The organism is Okeania sp. SIO2F4, assembly GCF_010672385.1.
Taxonomy (GTDB): Bacteria; Cyanobacteriota; Cyanobacteriia; order Cyanobacteriales; family Microcoleaceae; genus Trichodesmium.
This window is the reverse complement of record NZ_JAAHGT010000067.1, coordinates 1-18,994: the sequence shown is the minus strand read 5'-3', so window position 1 is coordinate 18,994 and position 18,994 is coordinate 1. Positions and strand designations below refer to the sequence as shown.

General features: G+C 35.4%; 16 protein-coding genes. 2 read left to right on the top strand and 14 right to left on the bottom strand.

The window, feature by feature from the left end:
- Positions 1 to 312 precede the first annotated feature (312 nt).
- From F6K22_RS06950 to F6K22_RS06890, 13 genes are all read right to left on the bottom strand, one after another.
- Positions 313 to 1,530 carry an SGNH/GDSL hydrolase family protein gene (locus F6K22_RS06950; protein WP_293095036.1) on the bottom strand — a complete coding sequence of 406 codons (1,218 nt, stop codon included), beginning with the start codon at positions 1,528 to 1,530 and terminating at the stop codon, positions 313 to 315.
- A 264-nt stretch (positions 1,531 to 1,794) separates the two neighbouring features.
- Complete coding sequence (locus F6K22_RS06945) at positions 1,795 to 3,063, bottom strand: pre-peptidase C-terminal domain-containing protein (protein WP_293095033.1); 1,269 nt, start codon at positions 3,061 to 3,063, stop codon at positions 1,795 to 1,797.
- 104 nt (positions 3,064 to 3,167) lie between these two features.
- The gene (locus tag F6K22_RS06940) at positions 3,168 to 4,382 is read right to left on the bottom strand and encodes an SGNH/GDSL hydrolase family protein (RefSeq protein WP_293095031.1); all 1,215 of its coding nucleotides are present in this window, start codon (positions 4,380 to 4,382) and stop codon (positions 3,168 to 3,170) included.
- Between the two features lie 313 nt (positions 4,383 to 4,695).
- On the bottom strand, positions 4,696 to 5,898 hold the full coding sequence (locus F6K22_RS06935; protein ID WP_293095028.1) for an SGNH/GDSL hydrolase family protein: 1,203 nt from the start codon (positions 5,896 to 5,898) through the stop codon (positions 4,696 to 4,698).
- A 1,065-nt stretch (positions 5,899 to 6,963) separates the two neighbouring features.
- On the bottom strand, positions 6,964 to 7,128 hold the full coding sequence (locus F6K22_RS06930) for a DUF5989 family protein (RefSeq protein ID WP_287528106.1): 165 nt from the start codon (positions 7,126 to 7,128) through the stop codon (positions 6,964 to 6,966).
- Positions 7,129 to 7,542 (bottom strand): SxtJ family membrane protein, encoded by a 414-nt coding sequence (locus tag F6K22_RS06925; RefSeq protein ID WP_293095019.1) that lies wholly within the window; start codon positions 7,540 to 7,542, stop codon positions 7,129 to 7,131.
- Between the two features lie 266 nt (positions 7,543 to 7,808).
- Positions 7,809 to 8,231 (bottom strand): type II toxin-antitoxin system tRNA(fMet)-specific endonuclease VapC, encoded by a 423-nt coding sequence (gene vapC, locus F6K22_RS06920; RefSeq protein WP_293095016.1) that lies wholly within the window; start codon positions 8,229 to 8,231, stop codon positions 7,809 to 7,811.
- Complete coding sequence (locus F6K22_RS06915; protein ID WP_293095013.1) at positions 8,221 to 8,541, bottom strand: hypothetical protein; 321 nt, start codon at positions 8,539 to 8,541, stop codon at positions 8,221 to 8,223. The genes vapC and F6K22_RS06915 overlap by 11 nt, the downstream gene beginning before the upstream one ends.
- A 15-nt stretch (positions 8,542 to 8,556) precedes the next feature.
- Positions 8,557 to 9,039, bottom strand: a complete 483-nt coding sequence (locus F6K22_RS06910; protein ID WP_293095010.1) for a hypothetical protein — start codon at positions 9,037 to 9,039, stop codon at positions 8,557 to 8,559.
- 244 nt (positions 9,040 to 9,283) lie between these two features.
- Positions 9,284 to 10,690 (bottom strand): GTPase, encoded by a 1,407-nt coding sequence (locus F6K22_RS06905; RefSeq protein ID WP_293095007.1) that lies wholly within the window; start codon positions 10,688 to 10,690, stop codon positions 9,284 to 9,286.
- Positions 10,691 to 10,762: 72 nt separating this feature from the next.
- Entirely contained in the window at positions 10,763 to 11,887 is a 1,125-nt protein-coding gene (locus F6K22_RS06900) for an amino acid ABC transporter substrate-binding protein (protein ID WP_293095004.1), read from the bottom strand.
- A gap of 70 nt (positions 11,888 to 11,957) precedes the next feature.
- Complete coding sequence (locus tag F6K22_RS06895) at positions 11,958 to 13,040, bottom strand: WD40 repeat domain-containing protein (RefSeq protein ID WP_293095001.1); 1,083 nt, start codon at positions 13,038 to 13,040, stop codon at positions 11,958 to 11,960.
- Between the two features lie 322 nt (positions 13,041 to 13,362).
- Positions 13,363 to 15,294, bottom strand: a complete 1,932-nt coding sequence (locus F6K22_RS06890; protein ID WP_293094997.1) for a carbamoyltransferase family protein — start codon at positions 15,292 to 15,294, stop codon at positions 13,363 to 13,365.
- A 702-nt stretch (positions 15,295 to 15,996) separates the two neighbouring features.
- On the opposite strand from F6K22_RS06890, the gene F6K22_RS06885 reads away from it, so the two are divergent.
- Complete coding sequence (locus F6K22_RS06885) at positions 15,997 to 16,293, top strand: Mo-dependent nitrogenase C-terminal domain-containing protein (protein ID WP_293094994.1); 297 nt, start codon at positions 15,997 to 15,999, stop codon at positions 16,291 to 16,293.
- A gap of 888 nt (positions 16,294 to 17,181) precedes the next feature.
- Here F6K22_RS06885 and F6K22_RS06880 read toward each other — a convergent pair.
- Positions 17,182 to 17,622: a hypothetical protein gene (locus tag F6K22_RS06880; protein ID WP_293094992.1), complete on the bottom strand. Its 441-nt coding sequence runs from the start codon at positions 17,620 to 17,622 to the stop codon at positions 17,182 to 17,184.
- A gap of 301 nt (positions 17,623 to 17,923) precedes the next feature.
- Between F6K22_RS06880 and F6K22_RS06875 the strand changes: the two genes are divergently transcribed.
- Positions 17,924 to 18,907: a class I fructose-bisphosphate aldolase gene (locus tag F6K22_RS06875; RefSeq protein WP_293094988.1), complete on the top strand. Its 984-nt coding sequence runs from the start codon at positions 17,924 to 17,926 to the stop codon at positions 18,905 to 18,907.
- Positions 18,908 to 18,994: the final 87 nt, after the last annotated feature.

Genomic DNA, 18,994 nt, shown 5'->3' with positions numbered 1-18,994 from the left:
GGACATCTTATATCGTTTCACTGAATTGAGAATTGAGAATTGAGAATGCCAGATTTGCGATTGCTAAAAACTTTGATAAAACAACAGTTTCAGGCAATTATTTGACATTTAAAGTTTGAAACTATTTGTGACATCCTTAAAGTGAATTGGTATTAGCCGCTATGGGTGTACCTCACGCCTAGTGGAATCTGCTGTATATTCATTCTGAGGGAGCAAAAAAAAATTAGATACAAAATATCTGCATCTAAAGCATTGTTAACAGACCCTCGAAATAAATTTAGAGAGTTTTGCTTTTGCCCGTTACTTTTAACTTTATTTACTTAGTCGATTAGTATATCGTTCACACAGATAATTTGCCATTATTTCTCCTACCAATTTATGACCTGCTATATTCCAATGACCTCCACAGGGAAGTGCATTATCAAAACCATGCAAACATTTACCTGTTTTTTTTGCTTCATCCCAAATAGGTCCTGCTAAATTGTATACTGGTATATTTTCCTCCTTACCAAAATTTTTTAATCTGATATCTGGATAGAATAAATTGGGCACATTCAAAGATTTTCTAAATCCATCACGCTTTTGAGTATCGGGTAATACCTGATAAGAATCACTGGCTGTTATTACCATAAATTCTGCTCCTTTCTCATAGACTTCATCTCTCATTAGTTTGATTAAACCCTCAGTTACTTCCCAAGTTTTTTCCCAGTCATAATTTTGTTTTGGTTCCTTGTAAAAAGCAAGATTAATTTCACTATAATCTTGTTCAAACTGACGGCGTTTAGCATCAATATCAACTTTTCTAATTAGTTGTAAAATTCGGGAATTTTGCACTAACCAAAATGGCAAAAAATCTACTAGGGAAAAATTATAACGGTCTCTCTCCCAAAATTTCAAATCTCGGAATGACAAATCTGCCACAAGTTGACCATCTTGATAAATAAAATAGGGGCGTAAATGGTCGTGTTCTAAAGTACGAGAATTATTACGAAGGTCGTTACCAGAATAAAAAGCTAATATGACTAAATCTGGTGCATAATCCCAAACATTATGTCTTAAAGTCATTAATTCTTGAGCTGTTCCATAACCTTGTACGCCAAAATTCATTACCTCAACTTTCCGGTCTTTTAAGACAGGACATTGTTGTAATTTTTCCTCCATTATTGCACCATAAGTATCTTCTAAATTGACATGAATTGCTTCTGTAAAAGAATCTCCTAATAAAGCAATTCTCAATCCATTTTCTAGTTTTGTTGTACTCCGTTCATAATCCCGAAAACCCCCACTATTCATTTTTATTTCTGATGGTATACCTTCTCCAGTCCAAAATGATTTGCTATTAGGATTTCCTGCCCAACCTCTATAGGGGTCTTTTACTGTGTATAAAAGTTCTTGATTAGAGTCTTCTCTTGGTGGTGGTGGAGTTTCTATTTTTGCTATTCTTAAACCTATTTCACCTACTGCAATACTAAATATTAATGTACTTACTGTTAGTCCTAAATTGATGGCTAAATTATTTAGTTTTTTCATTATATTGATGTTAGTTGAGCAAGAGATTATTTTTAATATTGGGAACTCAGTTTATTTTTAAACCAAATTATATATACTAGCCGAAAATTGAAACAATTCTGGGAATTTTCTTAATTTTTTATCCTAGAGGTTTAGTATCCCAACACTAACAAAAATGGGGTTTGGAAACCAAACCCCTGCAAATGTTTAACTGTGACATTTTAATTTATTTCTCCCCACACGGACCACACCGACCACACCGACCACACTCCCCACACTCTTTTCCTAAACTAAACCATTTGCACTTGCAGGAAGTGCCCAGAAACCAACAAACTCGTCTCGATAGTTGAGGGTGTCAAGCACTAGCTGTCTATTATTTGGATCGGAAGTATAAAAGTGAGTAATATTCAAAGGGTCTGCTTGTTCGGCATCCAAATTAGCCAGTCGGTAAACAGGTATAGCATTAGCAGGTGCATCTGCTGGTCTAGCATTTGTTGTACCTACTGGTTTATAAGCATTAAATGCTATGCCTGTATTTATGAATTGTGGGAGGGAGTCTTCTATGCCAACCTCAAACGATAAAAAATCACTACCTGTAGCGGTATTAAGGTAGCGAAAGACTGGAGCGCCTTCATTGACTGGAACATCAAACTCGTTACCTTCGGGTCGGAAAAAGGTAGGCTCACCTGTTAAATCATCTATTTCAAACTGATTAGCTGTAAAAATATGTGATTGTGATGTAAAGTCCCAGAAGCGCAATACATCTTGAGAACTTCCTCCAAAATTACCACCTCCAAAATTACCACCTCCAAAATTACCACCTCCAAAATTGCCACCTCCAAAATTGCCACTTCCAGAATTACCGCTAATTTCCTGGACAGCCAATGTATATTCTGTAGATGCTTGTCCTCCATCAGGAATACTCACACTGGTATCAGCAGGTGTTACTCTGAGCAAATAATTTCCTGTAGCAAGATTTTGAGTAATTAACCCATTATTTGTTAGTGTCGCTTGTGCCGAGTTTATCAGATTTAAGCCTCTGTCATATAGCTCTAATTGAGCATTGTCCTGAATAGCGTCCAGTGTGACTCTAACTTGACTATTACTTGATACTTGAAAGTTAAACCAATCATCTGGATCGCTATTACCAACAAAACCATTAACTGATGGATTATCAAACACATTACCAATAGAAACTGCAGTATTGGAAAAGTCATTACTGCTATCTTCTGAACTAACTTCTAACAAATAAAACCCAGTAGTTCCATTAACGCTTGTCACTAAAGTTGTATAGTCTATATTTGATACTAATGGGTTGTAAACAATTAGTTCAGCTTCTCCTATACCAGTAAAATTACTAGAAATTGGTAAATCTGGTGCATTTCCATCTAATATTAATTCCGCATCTAAATTAATACTTTCATCGGGACTAGAACTAATAGGAAATACTGTCACTCTTAAAGGTTGATTAGATTCAATTTCTGATGATGGTATTAAGATCTGTTCTGTTCCATCGCTGAATAAGATGTTACCAACTCGTCTAAAACCACTCATTGTTTTTACCTCATTAATATACTTATTTTATTAATATTATAACCCCTATACTAAATTGATAGCTAACTTAACCAACTTAACTAACTTCACTAAATTAATTAACTTCAATAATTGTTTAAAACTACTAATCTCTCGCACAAATAATTTGACATTATTTCCCCTACCAATTTATGACCTTCTAAATTCCAATGACCTCCACAGGGAAGTGCATTATCAAAACCATGCAAACATTTACCTGTTTTTCTAGCCTCATTCCAAATAGGTCCAGCTAAATTATAGACTGGTATATTTTCCTCTTTCCCAAAATTTTTCAGTCTAATATCTGGGTAAAATAAATTTGGTACATTCAAAGATTTTTTCAAATTATCGCGCTGTTGAATATCAGGCAGCACTTGAGAAGAATGACTGACTGTTATCAGCATAAAATCTGCTTTTCTTTCATATACTTCATCTCGCATCAACTTAATTAAACCCTCAGTTACTTCCCAAGCTTCTTCCCAATCAGAATTTGGTTTTGGTTCTTTATAAAAATCTATATTAATTGCATTATAATCCTTGTTATACTGACGGCGTTTAGCATCAATATCTACCTTTCTAATTAACTGTATAATTCGGGAATTTTTTATTAACCAATATGGCAAGAAATCTACTACAGAAAAAGCATAACGATTTCTCTGCCAAAATTTCAAATTGCGGAATGACATATCTGCCACAAGTTGCCCGTCTTTGTAAACAAAATAAGGGCGTAAATGGTCGTGTTCTAAATTACGAAAATTGTTACTAAAATCATTACCTGGATAAAAAGCTAATATGACTAAATCTGGCTGATAATCCCAAACATGATGTCTTAAAGTCATTAATTCTTGCGCTGTTCCATAACCATTTACCCCAAAATTCATTACTTCTACTTTTCGGTTTTTTAAGGCAGGACATTGTTGTAAATTTTCCTCCATTATTGCACCATAAGTATCTTCTAATTTGACATTAAGTGCTTCTGTAAAAGAATCTCCTAATAAGGCAATTCTTAATCCATTTTCTGGTTTATTTTTACTTCTTTCATAATCGCGAAATCCGGCACTATTCATTTTTATTTCAGAAGGGATACCCTCCTCCTGCCAAAATGCTTTGCCATTAGGTTTTCCTCCCCAACCTCTGTACATATCTTTAAAAGTATGGAGAGGATTTTTATCTGCACCAATATGGGGTGCTGGATGTTCAATTCCTGCTATTCTTAATCCTATTTCACCTACTGTCAGAGTAAATACTAATGTACCTAATGTTAATCCTAAATTGATGGCTAAATTCTTTAGTTTTTTCATTATATTGGAGATTTGTTTGTTAATAAATTGATAGTTTCAGGTAGTAGGAAAGATGGGGAACATTCAATTCAACCCTTCTGGTTGTAGTCTCTCCCCACACTCGCCAAACTTCCCACACTCCCCCAGGGCTAATTCTTTGTCGTCAGACAATATTTACAACCCTATATTTTTTTGAGATCCTGTGCTTCCCAAACTTCCCACACTTCCCACACTCCCCACCCCCTCCTCCTTTTTTCTCTGGTGACAATAAATTGACCCTGCCCACACTCCCCTACTCCTACTCTCAATAAGAAGTGTTGACAATAGTAAATTTCTATAACCCTTCACACAACTTTTCAGAAATAATTTCTCCTGCTAATTTATGTCCTGTAGCATTCCAATGTCCTGTACACATTGCCGTATTTTTAAACCCATGAAAACAGACTGGATTTTCCTGAACATACTTATCAAAAGGTTTGACTAAATCAATTACAGAAAAATTATGAATTTCTCCTAAATTTTGCAGTCTTTTTGTCGGATATGACCAGTCTTGAATATCCATAATTTTCATATATCCTTCTCGCCATTCTTGATTTGGATGAACTTGCATCGGAGTCATCACTGTCGCTACTTTAAATTCTGCTCCTTTTTCTTGTACTTCTTTTGCCATAATTCCTATTAGTTCATCTGTAATTTTCCAAGCTTCTTTCCAAGTAGCATTCGGTGGTTCTCTAAAATTATTTGCTTGTACATTTTCAAAGTGTCTGGCAGCATTTTTCTTCCTTTGGTCTGCCTCTACTTTTTTGATAATCTGTAAAATTCTGACATTATTTATCAACCAAGTAGGTAATTTATCAACTGTTGTAATCATGTAGCGGTTTGCTTGACTAATAGTTAGTTGTCTAAAGGATAAATCTAATTCTAACTTCCCATTTTTATAGACAAAAAAAGGTCGGTAATGATTATTTTCTAACTTTCGAGAATTATCAGTAACATCATTGCCAATAAAAAAAGCTAAAAGCACAATATCTGGCTGAAAATCCCATACTTTTTCCCGGAGAGTTAATAATTGTTGAGCAGTTCCATAACCATCTACCCCAAAATTAATTACCTCCACTTTTTGACTTTCTAAATTAGTACATTTTCCCAATTCTTTCTGCATGACTGCCACAAAAGTTTGCTGATAAGAAACCTGCACTGCTGAAGTAAAAGAATCTCCAAGTACAGCAATTCTTAGAGTATTTTCTGGTTTAGCTTTAGTAATTTCCGGTCCTCTAAGACCATGACTATTAAACTCTAAATAAGCCTTCCCTTCATTCGTCCACCAACCAGAAACATTTGCTTTATATTCCCAACCTCTAACCGGATGAGGAATAGTATGAAATGTGGGATAAAATTCTGCATGGGTACTTTCCGGCATTTTTTTTAATCCCTCCAAACCAGCAATTCTTACTCCTACTTCAGCGATCGCTATTCCTACAGATAAACTGGCAAAAATCATAGTTAGATTTACTGCCAAAGCTTTTAACTTTTTCATTCTTTCAGCTAGAATTTTTTTTTCATTTAATCTTGTAGGTTGGGTTGAGGAACGAAACCCAACTTTAAAATTTTTCGGTAGTCCTAAATAGTAATGGTAGATGGGAATAAACAATGTCTAGCAAGGGAGCAAGATGCTCCCACGAACATTTGAATCTTGACAGACCACTGCTAATAATTATTAATTTCACCTACTACCTAAAGAATTTTTCTGATTACTGATTAAGGGATCTGTTCTTTGTTTTTTTCATACACTTTCCAAGATACTTTTTACTGAGGTATTGACTAATAGTTAATACATCAACAATAAAAAATTAATCTTTACCAGAAAACTTCAAAACTGCCACTACAGCATGATGTAAATAACCCATCATTTACAAAATCTTAAAAGCCTTACCAATTAATACCATTTCTCAAAAACTTTTCTATATTTTCTTGAGTAGGGAAATAGGGGAGTAATTTCAGTTATCAGTTATCAATACCTCTGGTTGAACCATTCGGATTGAAATACTGAATAAAATTTTTTTTCATCCCTTTGAAAGGGGAGGCTTCAGACCTTATTTTTTGGTGAGGGAGTAAGGGAGTGGGGGAGAAGTAAAAAAGTAAATAATTAACACATTAGGTGGTTAATAATTATCAAAAAGATTATTCAGTCCGTCTTAATTACTTAATAATTGAAGTTTCACCTAAGTATAGTATTAATGCCTGGTAATTAGCATAAGACTTTTAAGTTTTAATTTTTAACTTTTTAGTTTTGATTTCCGGGTAGCAGGTAAGCATTCAGCTATTAGCGGTCAGCAAGCCTCCTGCGGAGGAACTGCGTTAACAGCAAATAATGAATAATTCCTTATATGGTTAAAGGAGTATACTTTAATTGTAACTTTTAATTCTCCTTGGAGACTAATTTCTCCTTCATATGAGTGAGATAATAAACTGCAGCATTTATAGCTGACGGCTGGTAGCTAACGGCTGAATGCTTACCGTACCAGAACTAGAAGTCAAGGAAGAGAAGTACAGCAAGATTAAACAAAAAAACCTCTTCCTTTCTTCTGCCAGCATAGTCAGATTAAAACAAAGTATAAATAAACGGAGCAATTACAGAAGATTGACTCAGAATAATCAAAGCTCCTAACAAAACCAAAGTAATAATCAAAGGCAATAACCAATATTTTTTACGCTCTCCCATAAAACCCCAAAGGTCTTTGAGAAAATCTAATATTCCTTCAAACATTTAAAAAGGTCGCTCCATACTTTCTCTAGTTTTTAATTGACTTATTACCCGATAAGTTGAGGTTTCAGTATTAAATTGTCGCTCCATAGGGTCTTTTTTAAACATTCGCATAATCAAACCCATTGGCATAACTACAAGATAAAATACTAGCCCCATCCATAGGGGAGTCATTATTGTACTCAGGAAAATTCCCACCCGCATCCAAAACTTATAAACAGGTTCCAAAGTAGGGGGTGAAATAATTGCCAATACCAATAGAGGGGTAGCAATTACCCAAGGCCATGGAGGAGGAGGCCAATGTCTGTGGAGTAACGGTAGTAATAGACCAAATAAACCGCCAAAAACACCACCTACTATTAGACCAAACTCCCTGAGACCCTTCTTATCAATTTTCGGTATCTCGCGATCGCTCATTAGTTATCCATAATCAATATTTTGTTAACTTTTAACTCGTAGCAGAAAAGTTATCAAAAGTCAATGTAGGTTGGGTAGAAAGGTATTGTTAGGGCAGCTTTTCCGTAGGATAAACCTAACAAATATTTGTCGATGTAGGGTTTTTTTTATGGAAGACTTTCTGTGAAAGGGAAATTTCTCAATCTAATCTATTGGGCTATATTTATTTACTTGTTTCAACAAAATACCAGAAAATTGTCAATCTGTCAAACTTATAACAAAAATTTTCACTTATCTTCTTCCCAATCTTCAATTTTTAACCCTTCAATTCGTTTGAATTCTCTAACATTATGAGTAACTAATATTAAATCATTTGCTAAAGCAATAGAAGCAATTAAAATATCATTTGAGCTAATAGGTGTTCCTGCTTTTTCTAAATTTGCCCTAATTCTACTATAGATTTCTGCACAGGAATCATCAAATGGTAAAGATACAAACTGTCGTAAAAATAATAGTTGTATATTTAAACTCTTTTGAGGATTATTACTGCGTCTTGATCCATAAAATAATTCAGCTTTAACTATGGAACAAACGGCTATTTTATCTGATTCTATTCTCTGAAAATAATTATTTACATTAGAGTTTTTGTTTTTGAGATATACAATGCAAACATTTGTATCTAATAAATAAATTAGAGGATTATTGCTCATTGACAGAACCAATTAAATCATTATTCATTTCATCAGAAATTTCTAGATTATTAGTTGTAAAATATATGTCCGCGCAACTTCCAGCTAAATTCAATAATCCTGAATTATGAAGGGGGATATTAGCCTCTAGAAAAGCTGTTAAATCTACATCATTATTCAAATTTAACATCTCCTTAAATTCATCAAAATTAATCAGTCCTTCTAGAAAAGCTTCTACAACTAACTTATCAATGATTTTTTGAGATAAATCGCCCCATTTACTATAAACTTTTTCTGTTAGTTTCTCTGGGAGATTAATTGTGAGTTGCATAATTTCATTTCCTATTTAGATATTGTAGATTTGTTTGCTAGGTTGTCTTGCAGTAGCTGGATTAAGATTAAACTTGGTATCTACAAATTCCACAGAATTATAAGTATTAATCCACAAGTGAGCGCCACATTTTGCGGGTTTGTAAGGTCGATAGACAATATGGCAAGGACCGGGAATATATAAGTCATAACCATAATCGTTACGTTCACCGTCTTTAACAGACAGAACTGGTTCTAGTTTTTCTGGAGGTTTACCCTTGTTCCCTTTAATCTTGCTTTGATTAACATGAATCATTTTTGGTTTGGTAGGTTCTTGCTTGTGCCAGATACCTTTCGGACCACGCCGAGCCGGAATTATTACAGGCATTCCAGTTTCAGAAACTGGTATTTCCCAGAATCTACCATTTTTCTCAGCATCTTTGACTCTTCCCTGAGCTAATAAAACTAATAAACGTTGACGAGATATACCTAATAAAATAGATGCTTCTCTAGTACCCATGATTTTTTCCTCAACTGTTGTACAATAGTTAGAGTTTAAGAAATAAACTTACATTAATTATCAAAATTATCATAGTTTAAAAAGTTTTTGGGGAAGGGTGGAGCGATCGCTAATCTGTTATAGTCTTCCTTTTTGAATACCACAAAATTGTCAATCTGTCAAACTGCTGAACTGAAGGATTTTAGTGTAAGCGATCGCATATCCGTCCGCTACACAAAATTGTTAGACCAAATAGCAAAAGAGTCTAAAGGTTAGTATTTGATCGTGTATTAGTAATCTGAGTTAAGGGAATTTTATTAAGTTCGGAGAGATTGTTTGTACACTGATCAATAATTTTTTTCTCATCTGCTGATAACCAATCAAAATTAGTAGCGGTACATACTTCTTGCACAATCTCATAACGTCGAGCCATTAGTGATTCATCAACTTCTTTCCCAACACCAAATCCGTGCTGTGAAAGCGCCCAAATGACCATCACACAAGTACACTGAATTTTACCAAGTTCCTCTCTAGATAGCTGTGCACTGATATCTGTCTGCGCATTCTCTACAACTCCCCAAACTCCTCCTAGACAAGTCCCAATCACTGAACCAACTTGTGCACCTAGTAAAATGCCAACTCCACCTCCAGTTAAAACGGCAGAAGCGAAAGCTCCAATAGCTACGCCTAATGTTGTTCCAAGAGCAGCAAGGCCACCTGTAGTAGAACCTGTATATATCAAAAGTTCTCGAATATTAGTTTTCCTTCTTGTATTAGGTTGAGGATTTTTGATAACTGCATTATCTACATTTGAAGGTACAGCTACTTCGTAATAGAGTTCAGAAGCATTGTTGATAAAGTCCGTTATTGCATCATTAAGCAACTGAGACATTTGTAATACAACTTCCTCTCTTGATTTTTCTTGATTGTAATCAAATTCTGAAGTTTGAACAGTTATTGTCTGCCGACATTTATCTAAACACTGGAATATTAGATGACAAGCTGTTTTAACTTTATTTTGTTGGTGCTGTTGAAAAGCTAACAGACTTTTCCCAAATAACGAACTTTTATCATTAGGGAGACATTCTTTTATAGCACTATATATCTCTTCGACTCGATCTGGATCGTACCAATGAGCATCAAATATAAAGTGTTTGGATACACCGCAACTGCAAAGTGCCTCTTTCCATTGTTCAATTCGCCTTGTTCGTTCAGCAACTTTATCTAGCCTTGTAGTTGCTTGAAACTTGGAGATACCTTTATTAAAGAGAGCTACAACTCCTTTTTTAGCAGATACAACTAGCTCTATCTCTGCTTGATGAGATCCATCTGGTACTGTCTCTAAAGAGACTACATACAATATAACATCGCTTGATTCAATTGCCTCCCAAGCTTTCATTTCATAATCTAACTTTTTCTCTAATACTGAATTTAATTTCATTAAACCTTGTTGTACATAGAGGAGAGTATTTGCTTCTTGGAAACCAGGAGTATCAATAAAAACAGCCTGTAGCCCTTCATACTCATATGTAGCGCGTTTAACATCTTTTGTCACATTCGCTCGATCGTCTATTTCTCCTATTTCTTGCTTCATTAAAGTCTGGATCATAGTAGTTTTCCCAGTATTAGTGTGTCCAGCAACTGCAATTTTAATCAATTCAGACTTTGGCATTTTATTCATATTCTATAAATTTCTTGAGAACAATTGAGTCTAATAACAATTACTACATTAGTTGAGAGAACATTATCGGAATGGAGGAGAATAAATTAGTCCTGGCTCTTCTGGGTTGTTCCACAGGTTATTTAGCCCTCTTTTAATCGGAGTCGAAGAATTTGGACCTAAATTTCTCTCATATATTTCACCGTAATTTCCCACATGACGAATAATTCTTTGGGTATAATCTGGTTCAAGTCCTAAACGTGAACCTATACTATCCGCTGTTCCTTCTAGACCTAAAAAACGAATTATTTTGGGATCTGTACTAGCTTTCTTTTGCTCAAGATTATTTTGATTAATTCCTAATTCTTCAGCTTCTATCAGAGCAAATACAATCCATCGAACAATTTCAACCCACTGTAGATCACTGTCAATTACAGCCGGAGCTAAAGGTTCTTTAGATAAGATTTCCGGTAAAATAATATGCTCATCTGGATTTTTCAGTAAGTTCAAACTTGCAGCAAGTTGAGATATATCAGAAGTTACTGCTTGACATTCACCTGCTTCATATAGTCGATAGACATCCCTTTTATCTTGAAGTTGTCTAGTTTTAAATGTTAAGTTACGCTCCTTCTTTTCATCTTCCAAATTTTTTTTTGTAGTAGTTTCTGTTTCGACACAAATTACCTTACCATTTAAATCTCTAAGTGACTTTACTTCACTATTCTCTCGAACTAAAATACCTTGTCCATCATAAAAAACTATTGGAGCAAATTCCACATTAATTGATACATCCCTCTCTACAGTCCACGTTGTAGTATATGAAAGAACATCAATTTTTCCTGAAGAGATTTCTTCAAAACGTTCTTTAGTATTGAGAAACCGATACCTTATTGCATTGGGATTATCAAAAATAGCCGAAGCAATAGCTCTACATATATCTACATCAAAGCCAACAACAGACCTTTGTATTTGCTGAGAAATATTATTTGGAATGTTTTGATCATTGTCTAATTTTGTAATGTCAAGCTCCTCCAAGTTCACATAACTGAAGCCTGGCAAATCACCACTTACACCACAATTCAGCCATCCTCTTTCCTTAACCTGTTCCAAGATACTCTCATCTCCTAAAGTTTGAGTTGAAGAACAAGCATTCAACAGCAACAATATCAAGCCAAATAACCAAACATTACTGATATTTTCAAATTTCATAGCATTACTCCTTGCAACAGCAATACTTCAATTAATCAATAAAATATTTCATTTTATATCAACAGAATAACTATTCCTTTTCTCTTTTCCAAATTATAATTTTCTGATCTAAGCTCCCACTTACAATATAAATTTTATCTGAGCTAATATCAACTGAGCGAACCCATTCTGTGTGTTTTGATAGAGTTTTAAAGCTTCTTTTTGTACACAAATCCCATAGTTTTATTTGATCATCATTACTTCCACTCACAAGTAGTTTTCCTTCTTCCGAAATTGCTAAAGCATTTACTGGTTGAGAATTATGTTCCCCAATAAATTCCTCAGCTATTTCTGGTTGCTTTTGTGTGTTCCAAACTTTAATTTTACCATTATTTGTACCAAGAATAAGTTCATTAGTATTGGCTCTAAAAATCACAGAATTTATTGTCAAAAAATTGTTGTATGAAGATATTTCGTCGCCATTGTTCATAGTATATTGAGTATCTAAATTCCAGATTTTAATAAGTCTGTCATTTCCAACTGTAAATAAAGTTTGATCATCATTACCAAAAACTAGATCAAAAACCTGGCTCCCGGAATGCCCTGAAAAAATTCTGTAACGAAGTTCCCATTTATTTCCGTTTTCACTATTTTCCCAAATAAAAATCGTGTCGTCGCTACTTGCGGCAATGAGCTTCCCACTTCTGCTAATAGCAACAGACGATATATATTTTCTTTGCTTTTCAGGAAAAATTATGTAATCCTTGCTCCATCCATTCTTTGATGATTTGCCTGATTGCCATAAGACTACAGATCCATCTGTAGTGCCACCAACGAGATGACCTACTTCTTCATTTAGAGCTAAAGACCTAAATCCATTAAATTCTGTTTGGAGAGTTGGATAATCTTTTTTACCATCCAAATCTAAAATATAAATTTCAGAAGAATTACCAGCGCCTACTACTGTTTTATTTGAGTTATTAATGATTACAGAAAATACCTTAAACCCAAGGTCAAAATCTTTAAAAGAGTCATACTTAGGAAGGGTATAGTTTTTATTATTACAATTTCCTGGATTGTGGTTCAAAAAAATCCCTATTGGGACAATAAAAGAAACTAAGCCAATTAAGATTAAGATTATAATTTTAGCAGAAATTCGACGCCTTGAAGTCATTAGAAATAATACTTTAATATTAAAATTAAAATTATTTATTAATTTTAACCTGAGTTAGATGACTTACGGGATGACAAGCAAGCTACAAAATTGATTTAGTAATAGTTTCAGAGATTAGATTGAATTATTTTTAACTCAGAAAGATAGCTTATTCAGAATTAGAATCAGTTAGCGATATAATCATCAAATTATGGCCTTGCTGAGACATAATGACCAGTAGTTAAAGGTATAATCAAAAAACAAAAAATCTAATTTTTTCCTTGATATCTAATTCTAAAAATCATTACCATTCAGCAAAACCAAAATTACTTTTGACTGAATTCTAATCCAACTCAAACTCCTCTTTCCAAGACTCATCCTTTTGCCAAGGAATCTGCTGAGTCTTCGCCATCAAAAAATTTTCCACCACCAAATAATCCATCTCTGTCCGCATAAAACACCGATAAGCATCTTCGGGCGTACAAACAATAGGCTCACCTCTTACATTAAAAGAAGTATTCACGATTACCCCACATCCCGTCAACTTCTCAAAATGCCGAATCAAATCGTAATAACGAGGATTAGTCTCTTGATGAATAGTTTGAATTCTTGCCGAATAATCAACATGAGTAATTGCCGGAATTTCAGAACGCGGCACATTCAATTTTTCAATTCCAAACAACTGCTTTTGTTCCTCAGTCATCGGAATTAACAAATTCTCCTGCACCGGAGCTACCAACAACATATAAGGACTAGAATGTTCAATATCAAAATAATCTGATACCCGTTCCGCCAAAACTGAAGGCGCAAAAGGTCGGAAAGACTCCCGATACTTAATCTTCAAATTCATCACCGACTGCATTTTTTGATTCCGGGGGTCGCCAATAATAGAGCGTCCTCCCAAAGCACGGGGTCCGAATTCCATCCGACCTTGAAACCATCCGACAACATTACCGTTATCTAAAATTTCTGCTAGCCGTGGCATTAACTCCGAATCTGGCAAATATTCATATTTCGCCTGAATAGCATCCAGATATTCCCGAATTTCCCCATCTGCAAACTTCGGTCCGAGATAAGCTCCCTGCATCATGTCATTAGGAGCGCGACAAACAGGAGGTTTTGCCACAGAAACAGCAGAATTTCCAGACTCCACAGAAATTAATTCCTTTTCTGGAATATTCTCAACTACCTTTTCTATTACTCGTGGTTGGTCGTGATATTCGTACCAAATAGCTAAAGCAGCACCCAACGCTCCACCAGCATCTCCCGCTGCAGGTTGAATCCAAATATCTTTAAAAATTCCTTCTCGTAAAATCTTGCCATTCGCGACACAATTGAGAGCAACTCCCCCCGCCAAACAAAGGTAGTCAGCATTCAATTCTTTTTGCACCGTTCGACTCAGACGCAACACTACTTCCTCAGTCACTCTCTGAATAGAAGCAGCAATATCCATTTCTCGTTGACTAATTTTTGTTTCAGCTTTCCGAGGAGAACCGCCAAACAATTTATCAAACTTCTGATTAGTCATAGTCAACCCGGTCGTGTAATTGAAATATTCCATATTCAACCGGAAAGTACCATCAGCTTTTAAATCTATCAGATTATTTAAAATCAAATCTACATAATTAGGTTCTCCGTAGGGAGCTAAACCCATAAGTTTGTATTCCCCAGAGTTAACTTTGAAACCTGTGTAATAAGTAAAAGCTGAGTAGAGCAAACCCAACGAGTGAGGAAAATCTATTTCCCACTGGGGAGTAAGTTTATTTCCTTCTCCCAACCAAACCGAAGTAGTCGCCCATTCACCTACTCCATCCAGACACATTACCGCAGCGCGATCGAAGGGACTCGGAAAAAATGCCGAAGCAGCATGAGCTTGATGATGTTCGGTAAACATCAGTTGGGGAAGATGGGATGCTTTACACTGACCTAACGTAGAGAATTCTTTTCTTAAAACGGTTTTCAGATATAATTTTTCTTTTAACCAAATTGGCATTGCCATCAGAAAAGAGCGAAAACCTTTAGGAGCATAACTAAGGTAAGTTTCCAGAAGTCGCTCGAATTTAATTAAAGGTTTGTCGTAGAAAACTATTTGGTCGAGGTCGAGTAATTCTATATTCGCTTCTTTCAGACAATAGGAAATAGCATTTTTCGGAAATCTGGCATCGTGTTTTTTACGAGAAAATCTTTCTTCTTGAGCGGCGGCGATAATTTTTCCATCACATACGAGGGCGGCGGCACTGTCGTGGTAATAAGCTGAGATTCCCAGGATATTCATATCTGTAATTTTTTTCTCCTCACAAATGGCCTTTTATTTAGTCTAGGCCAATATTTGGTCAAATATCCTCAGATTATAGCGCTATGGGCAACTTAAAAGTCAAAAGTCAAAAGTCAAAAGTAATCCCTGACTGAGTTTGAGCATTTATAAGTGTCAAACACCTGTTTGCGTAGTGCTATATAGTTCAAAAAAGCATACCCTCAAAGCTTTTGAGCTAGGTTGATAAGCTTTGCCTATTATTGATAAATATTTTTTATATAAAAACTCTCTTGCTATCCGTCTTAATTATATGTATCTTAGAAATATGGAAGTCAAACAAAGTTAGGTATATGTCCAGTAGGACTTGAGAAAAGTAAATTAAAGGATCATTTTCTCAGACTCATTCAGTTAATAATTTAGGAGATGTTGAGAGTAAAAATTCTAAGCATCTGCCTAGGAAATAGCTGAATACTAATATCTTAATTATCAGGCAAAATCAGCGATCGCCTGTGGAATATTTGAATACTTTTTCTTGAGTATTATAGCTAATCAGCAACAGTAATTATTTATGATTAATTCCTGTTTGTGTTGGCTTAGTATGACCTAGGAAAGAATTTGGGAACTGAAAATTCAGTTAAAGATTACTTTTAACTTTTGACTTTTTGACTTTTGACTTGCGCGTAGCGCTATAACAATATATTCAGAAAAATTGGAGGTATAAAAATGCAAACTACTGTCAACAATTATCCTCAAAATTTAATTGATATCCTGCTACAACCTGGTCGCAACTTGATTAATAGGATAGATATTAATAATCCTAAATTTGCTCAAAAATTATGCCAATTAATTCCGGCTCAATGCCCCTTTGCCAGAGATGTTAAATTTTTGGGGCGTACAATTTTACAGATTCCACCTCTGTGCAAATTGAATCCTTTTTACTATGAAATAATTAGTTTACGTTTTCGGGCTTTAACTTTCTTAGCTGATGTTTGTTTAGAAGATATTACTCCTTATTGTTGAATGGAATTTTGCAGATTAGAGAACAGGTAATATAGCAACTCTAAATCATTTTTCCAAAATTTAAGAATAGATAAAAAATTTAAAAATCTTACCCTTGTTACCTTTTACTGAAAAATTAAGGTTTAAAGCCTCTCTTTTCAAGGAGAAAAAAGCGGTCGTTTCGGCTGCTCGCCGACATGAAAAGCGTTAGCGTTACCGTTAGCGTTAGCGAGAGCTACCGTAGCAAGAGGCAGCTCCTCTGCAAGAGGCAGCTCCTCTGTTAGGGCAGCTCCTCCGTTTGCGTAGTATTCCGAAGGAAAGGAGGCAAGAGGCAGCATGACCTAGGATGGGATGGCGAGGAGACCTCACCATATCCAATCTCCCCTTGAGAACAAAAAAATTCCTTTTAACCAATCCTATCCGTTATAAGAAGAGGTAATCAATAATTAATAATTATTCAACTGTTACTTTTTTACTAGATATTTTGTTCACAGCCTATTTAGGATTGCTATAGTGAGAAAAACATTTCGTAATCTCAGATTTATCATAAGTTTATATCCTAATCCCTCTGACTCTTGGTATAGTTATAAATTATGTTTAGATATGCGGAAAACTTTTTGAGGAATTAGGTTATAAATAATAAGTTTTTGGTAGTAGGAGATTGGGAAAAAAGCAAACTTTAAATTAGTCATAAAACCAACCTATAAGTACACTATCCATGCTATTAAGATAGAGTAGATTCCAGATTAATATCGTATAATTTACAGGGTAAATATTTTTTTGCTTGTTCCCTATTCTACTCCCTACTCTCCTACTCCTTAAAAAGACTTTTTCAGCAAGCTCTATTTAGGCTCCCAATCGTCAAAGACACTGTCATATTCTACTTTAAACCTCTAGGCAGATTCATCCTTATTCAGAAGTATTCACCTGATTCGGATGTTTGAATAACTCAAAGATGTGATTAATTAAGTTATTGAATTTTACTTGATATTCAATCTGAGGAGTCGATAGACCAACAAACGTCCAATCTTCTGTAGAAAACTGCCACTGCTGCTCTGTAAACATATAACCATAGGCATAAACACTCCGCAATTGGCAGGTGGGTAGCAATAGATTTTCAGAAAAATACACCTGCACTAAAACACATTGACAAGCCAGCATTCCAAGGTATTTTGGACAATAGACATTCAAATCAATTGAGTGAGGATCGAGTTGAGACTGAGTTTCCTCGTCCGTAAGCCACGGACTTAGATCGATAGTAGAGCCAGAAAACTCTGCTCTAAAAAGGACAGCTAAGTGAGCAATCTTACTGGCTAGTTCGGGGGTAATCGCTTGACTGCTTGCATTCATAGAGCTTTGTACAGGTTAAACCTTAATCCTAAATTTTTTAATTAATATAAAAATTCTTAATAAGAGAAGTCATGAAAATCTTTCATAAGGTAACATATATTTTCCCAACAGGCGATGATATGGAAAAATTTTTGAGTAAAAAGCTGATTAAGCAAAGAATTGAGGAAATGTCCAAAAAATAAGCCCAGTAAAGAATTCTTCTTCATAGGTAGTATATTGAAAAAATATTTTATTTGAGAAAAATTTTAATTGAAATAAAATATTAATAACGAATAACTATGCAATTATCCTTAGAAAATTTATGAGCAAATATGCAGAGGAGCTGAAAGCAACAGCTCAGGCAATGGTGGCCAAAGGCAAAGGTATTTTGGCCATGGATGAAAGTAATGGAACTTGTAATAAGCGGTTTGAGAAGCTTGGTATTCCAACGACTGAGGAGTATCGACAGGCTTATCGGCAACTTATTCTCACAACGCCAGATTTATCCAATTACATCAGTGGACCTATTCTCTATGATGAGACCATCCGACAATCGACAAAAGAGGGTGTCCCCTTCTTAAGAGTAATTACCGATGCTGGAATGATCCCTGGGATAAAAGTAGACACTGGGGCTAAGGATTTGGCAGGTCACCCTAATGAGAAAGTAACAGAAGGATTAGATGGTCTGCGAGAGCGCATCGCTGAGTATTATCAAATGGGGGCACGCTTCGCTAAATGGCGAGCCGTCATTACTATCGGTGACAGGATTCCCAGCCGTGCTTGTATTGAAGCTAATGCTCATGGCCTCGCTCGCTATGCTGCTCTATGTCAAGAAGGAGGACTTGTCCCGATTGTAGAACCTGAAGTGCTTATTGATGGTAATCACACCCTAGAGCGCTGCTTTGAGGTAACAGATGAAACACTTCATACGGTTTTCAATCATCTCTATACTCAAGGGGTTGCTTTTGACCAGATAGTTTTGAAACCTAGTATGGTGATTCCTGGTAAGGACTGCCCAACTCAAGTCAGTGTTGAGGCTGTCGCTGAAGCAACCATTAACTGTCTCCTCAAAAATGTCCCTGTAACTGTGGCAGGTATTGCTTTCCTTTCGGGAGGTCAATCTATAGAGCAATCCTCAGATCACTTAAATGCAATGAATGCATTGTTTGGCAGTCAGTGTCCTTGGCCTGTCACTTTCTCTTATGCTCGTGCTATTCAACAACCTGCACTTGATTACTGGAGTGGTGATAGTAGTCGAGTAGCTGAGGCCTCACGGGGTGACAAGGTAGCTGAAAGCTATATATAGAGGTGGACTTATCAAATAAGCTGAAGAATAGTTCAACTAAAATCCCACTATTATTGAGAATAGATGGGGGTGTGGTGCGTTCGCGGA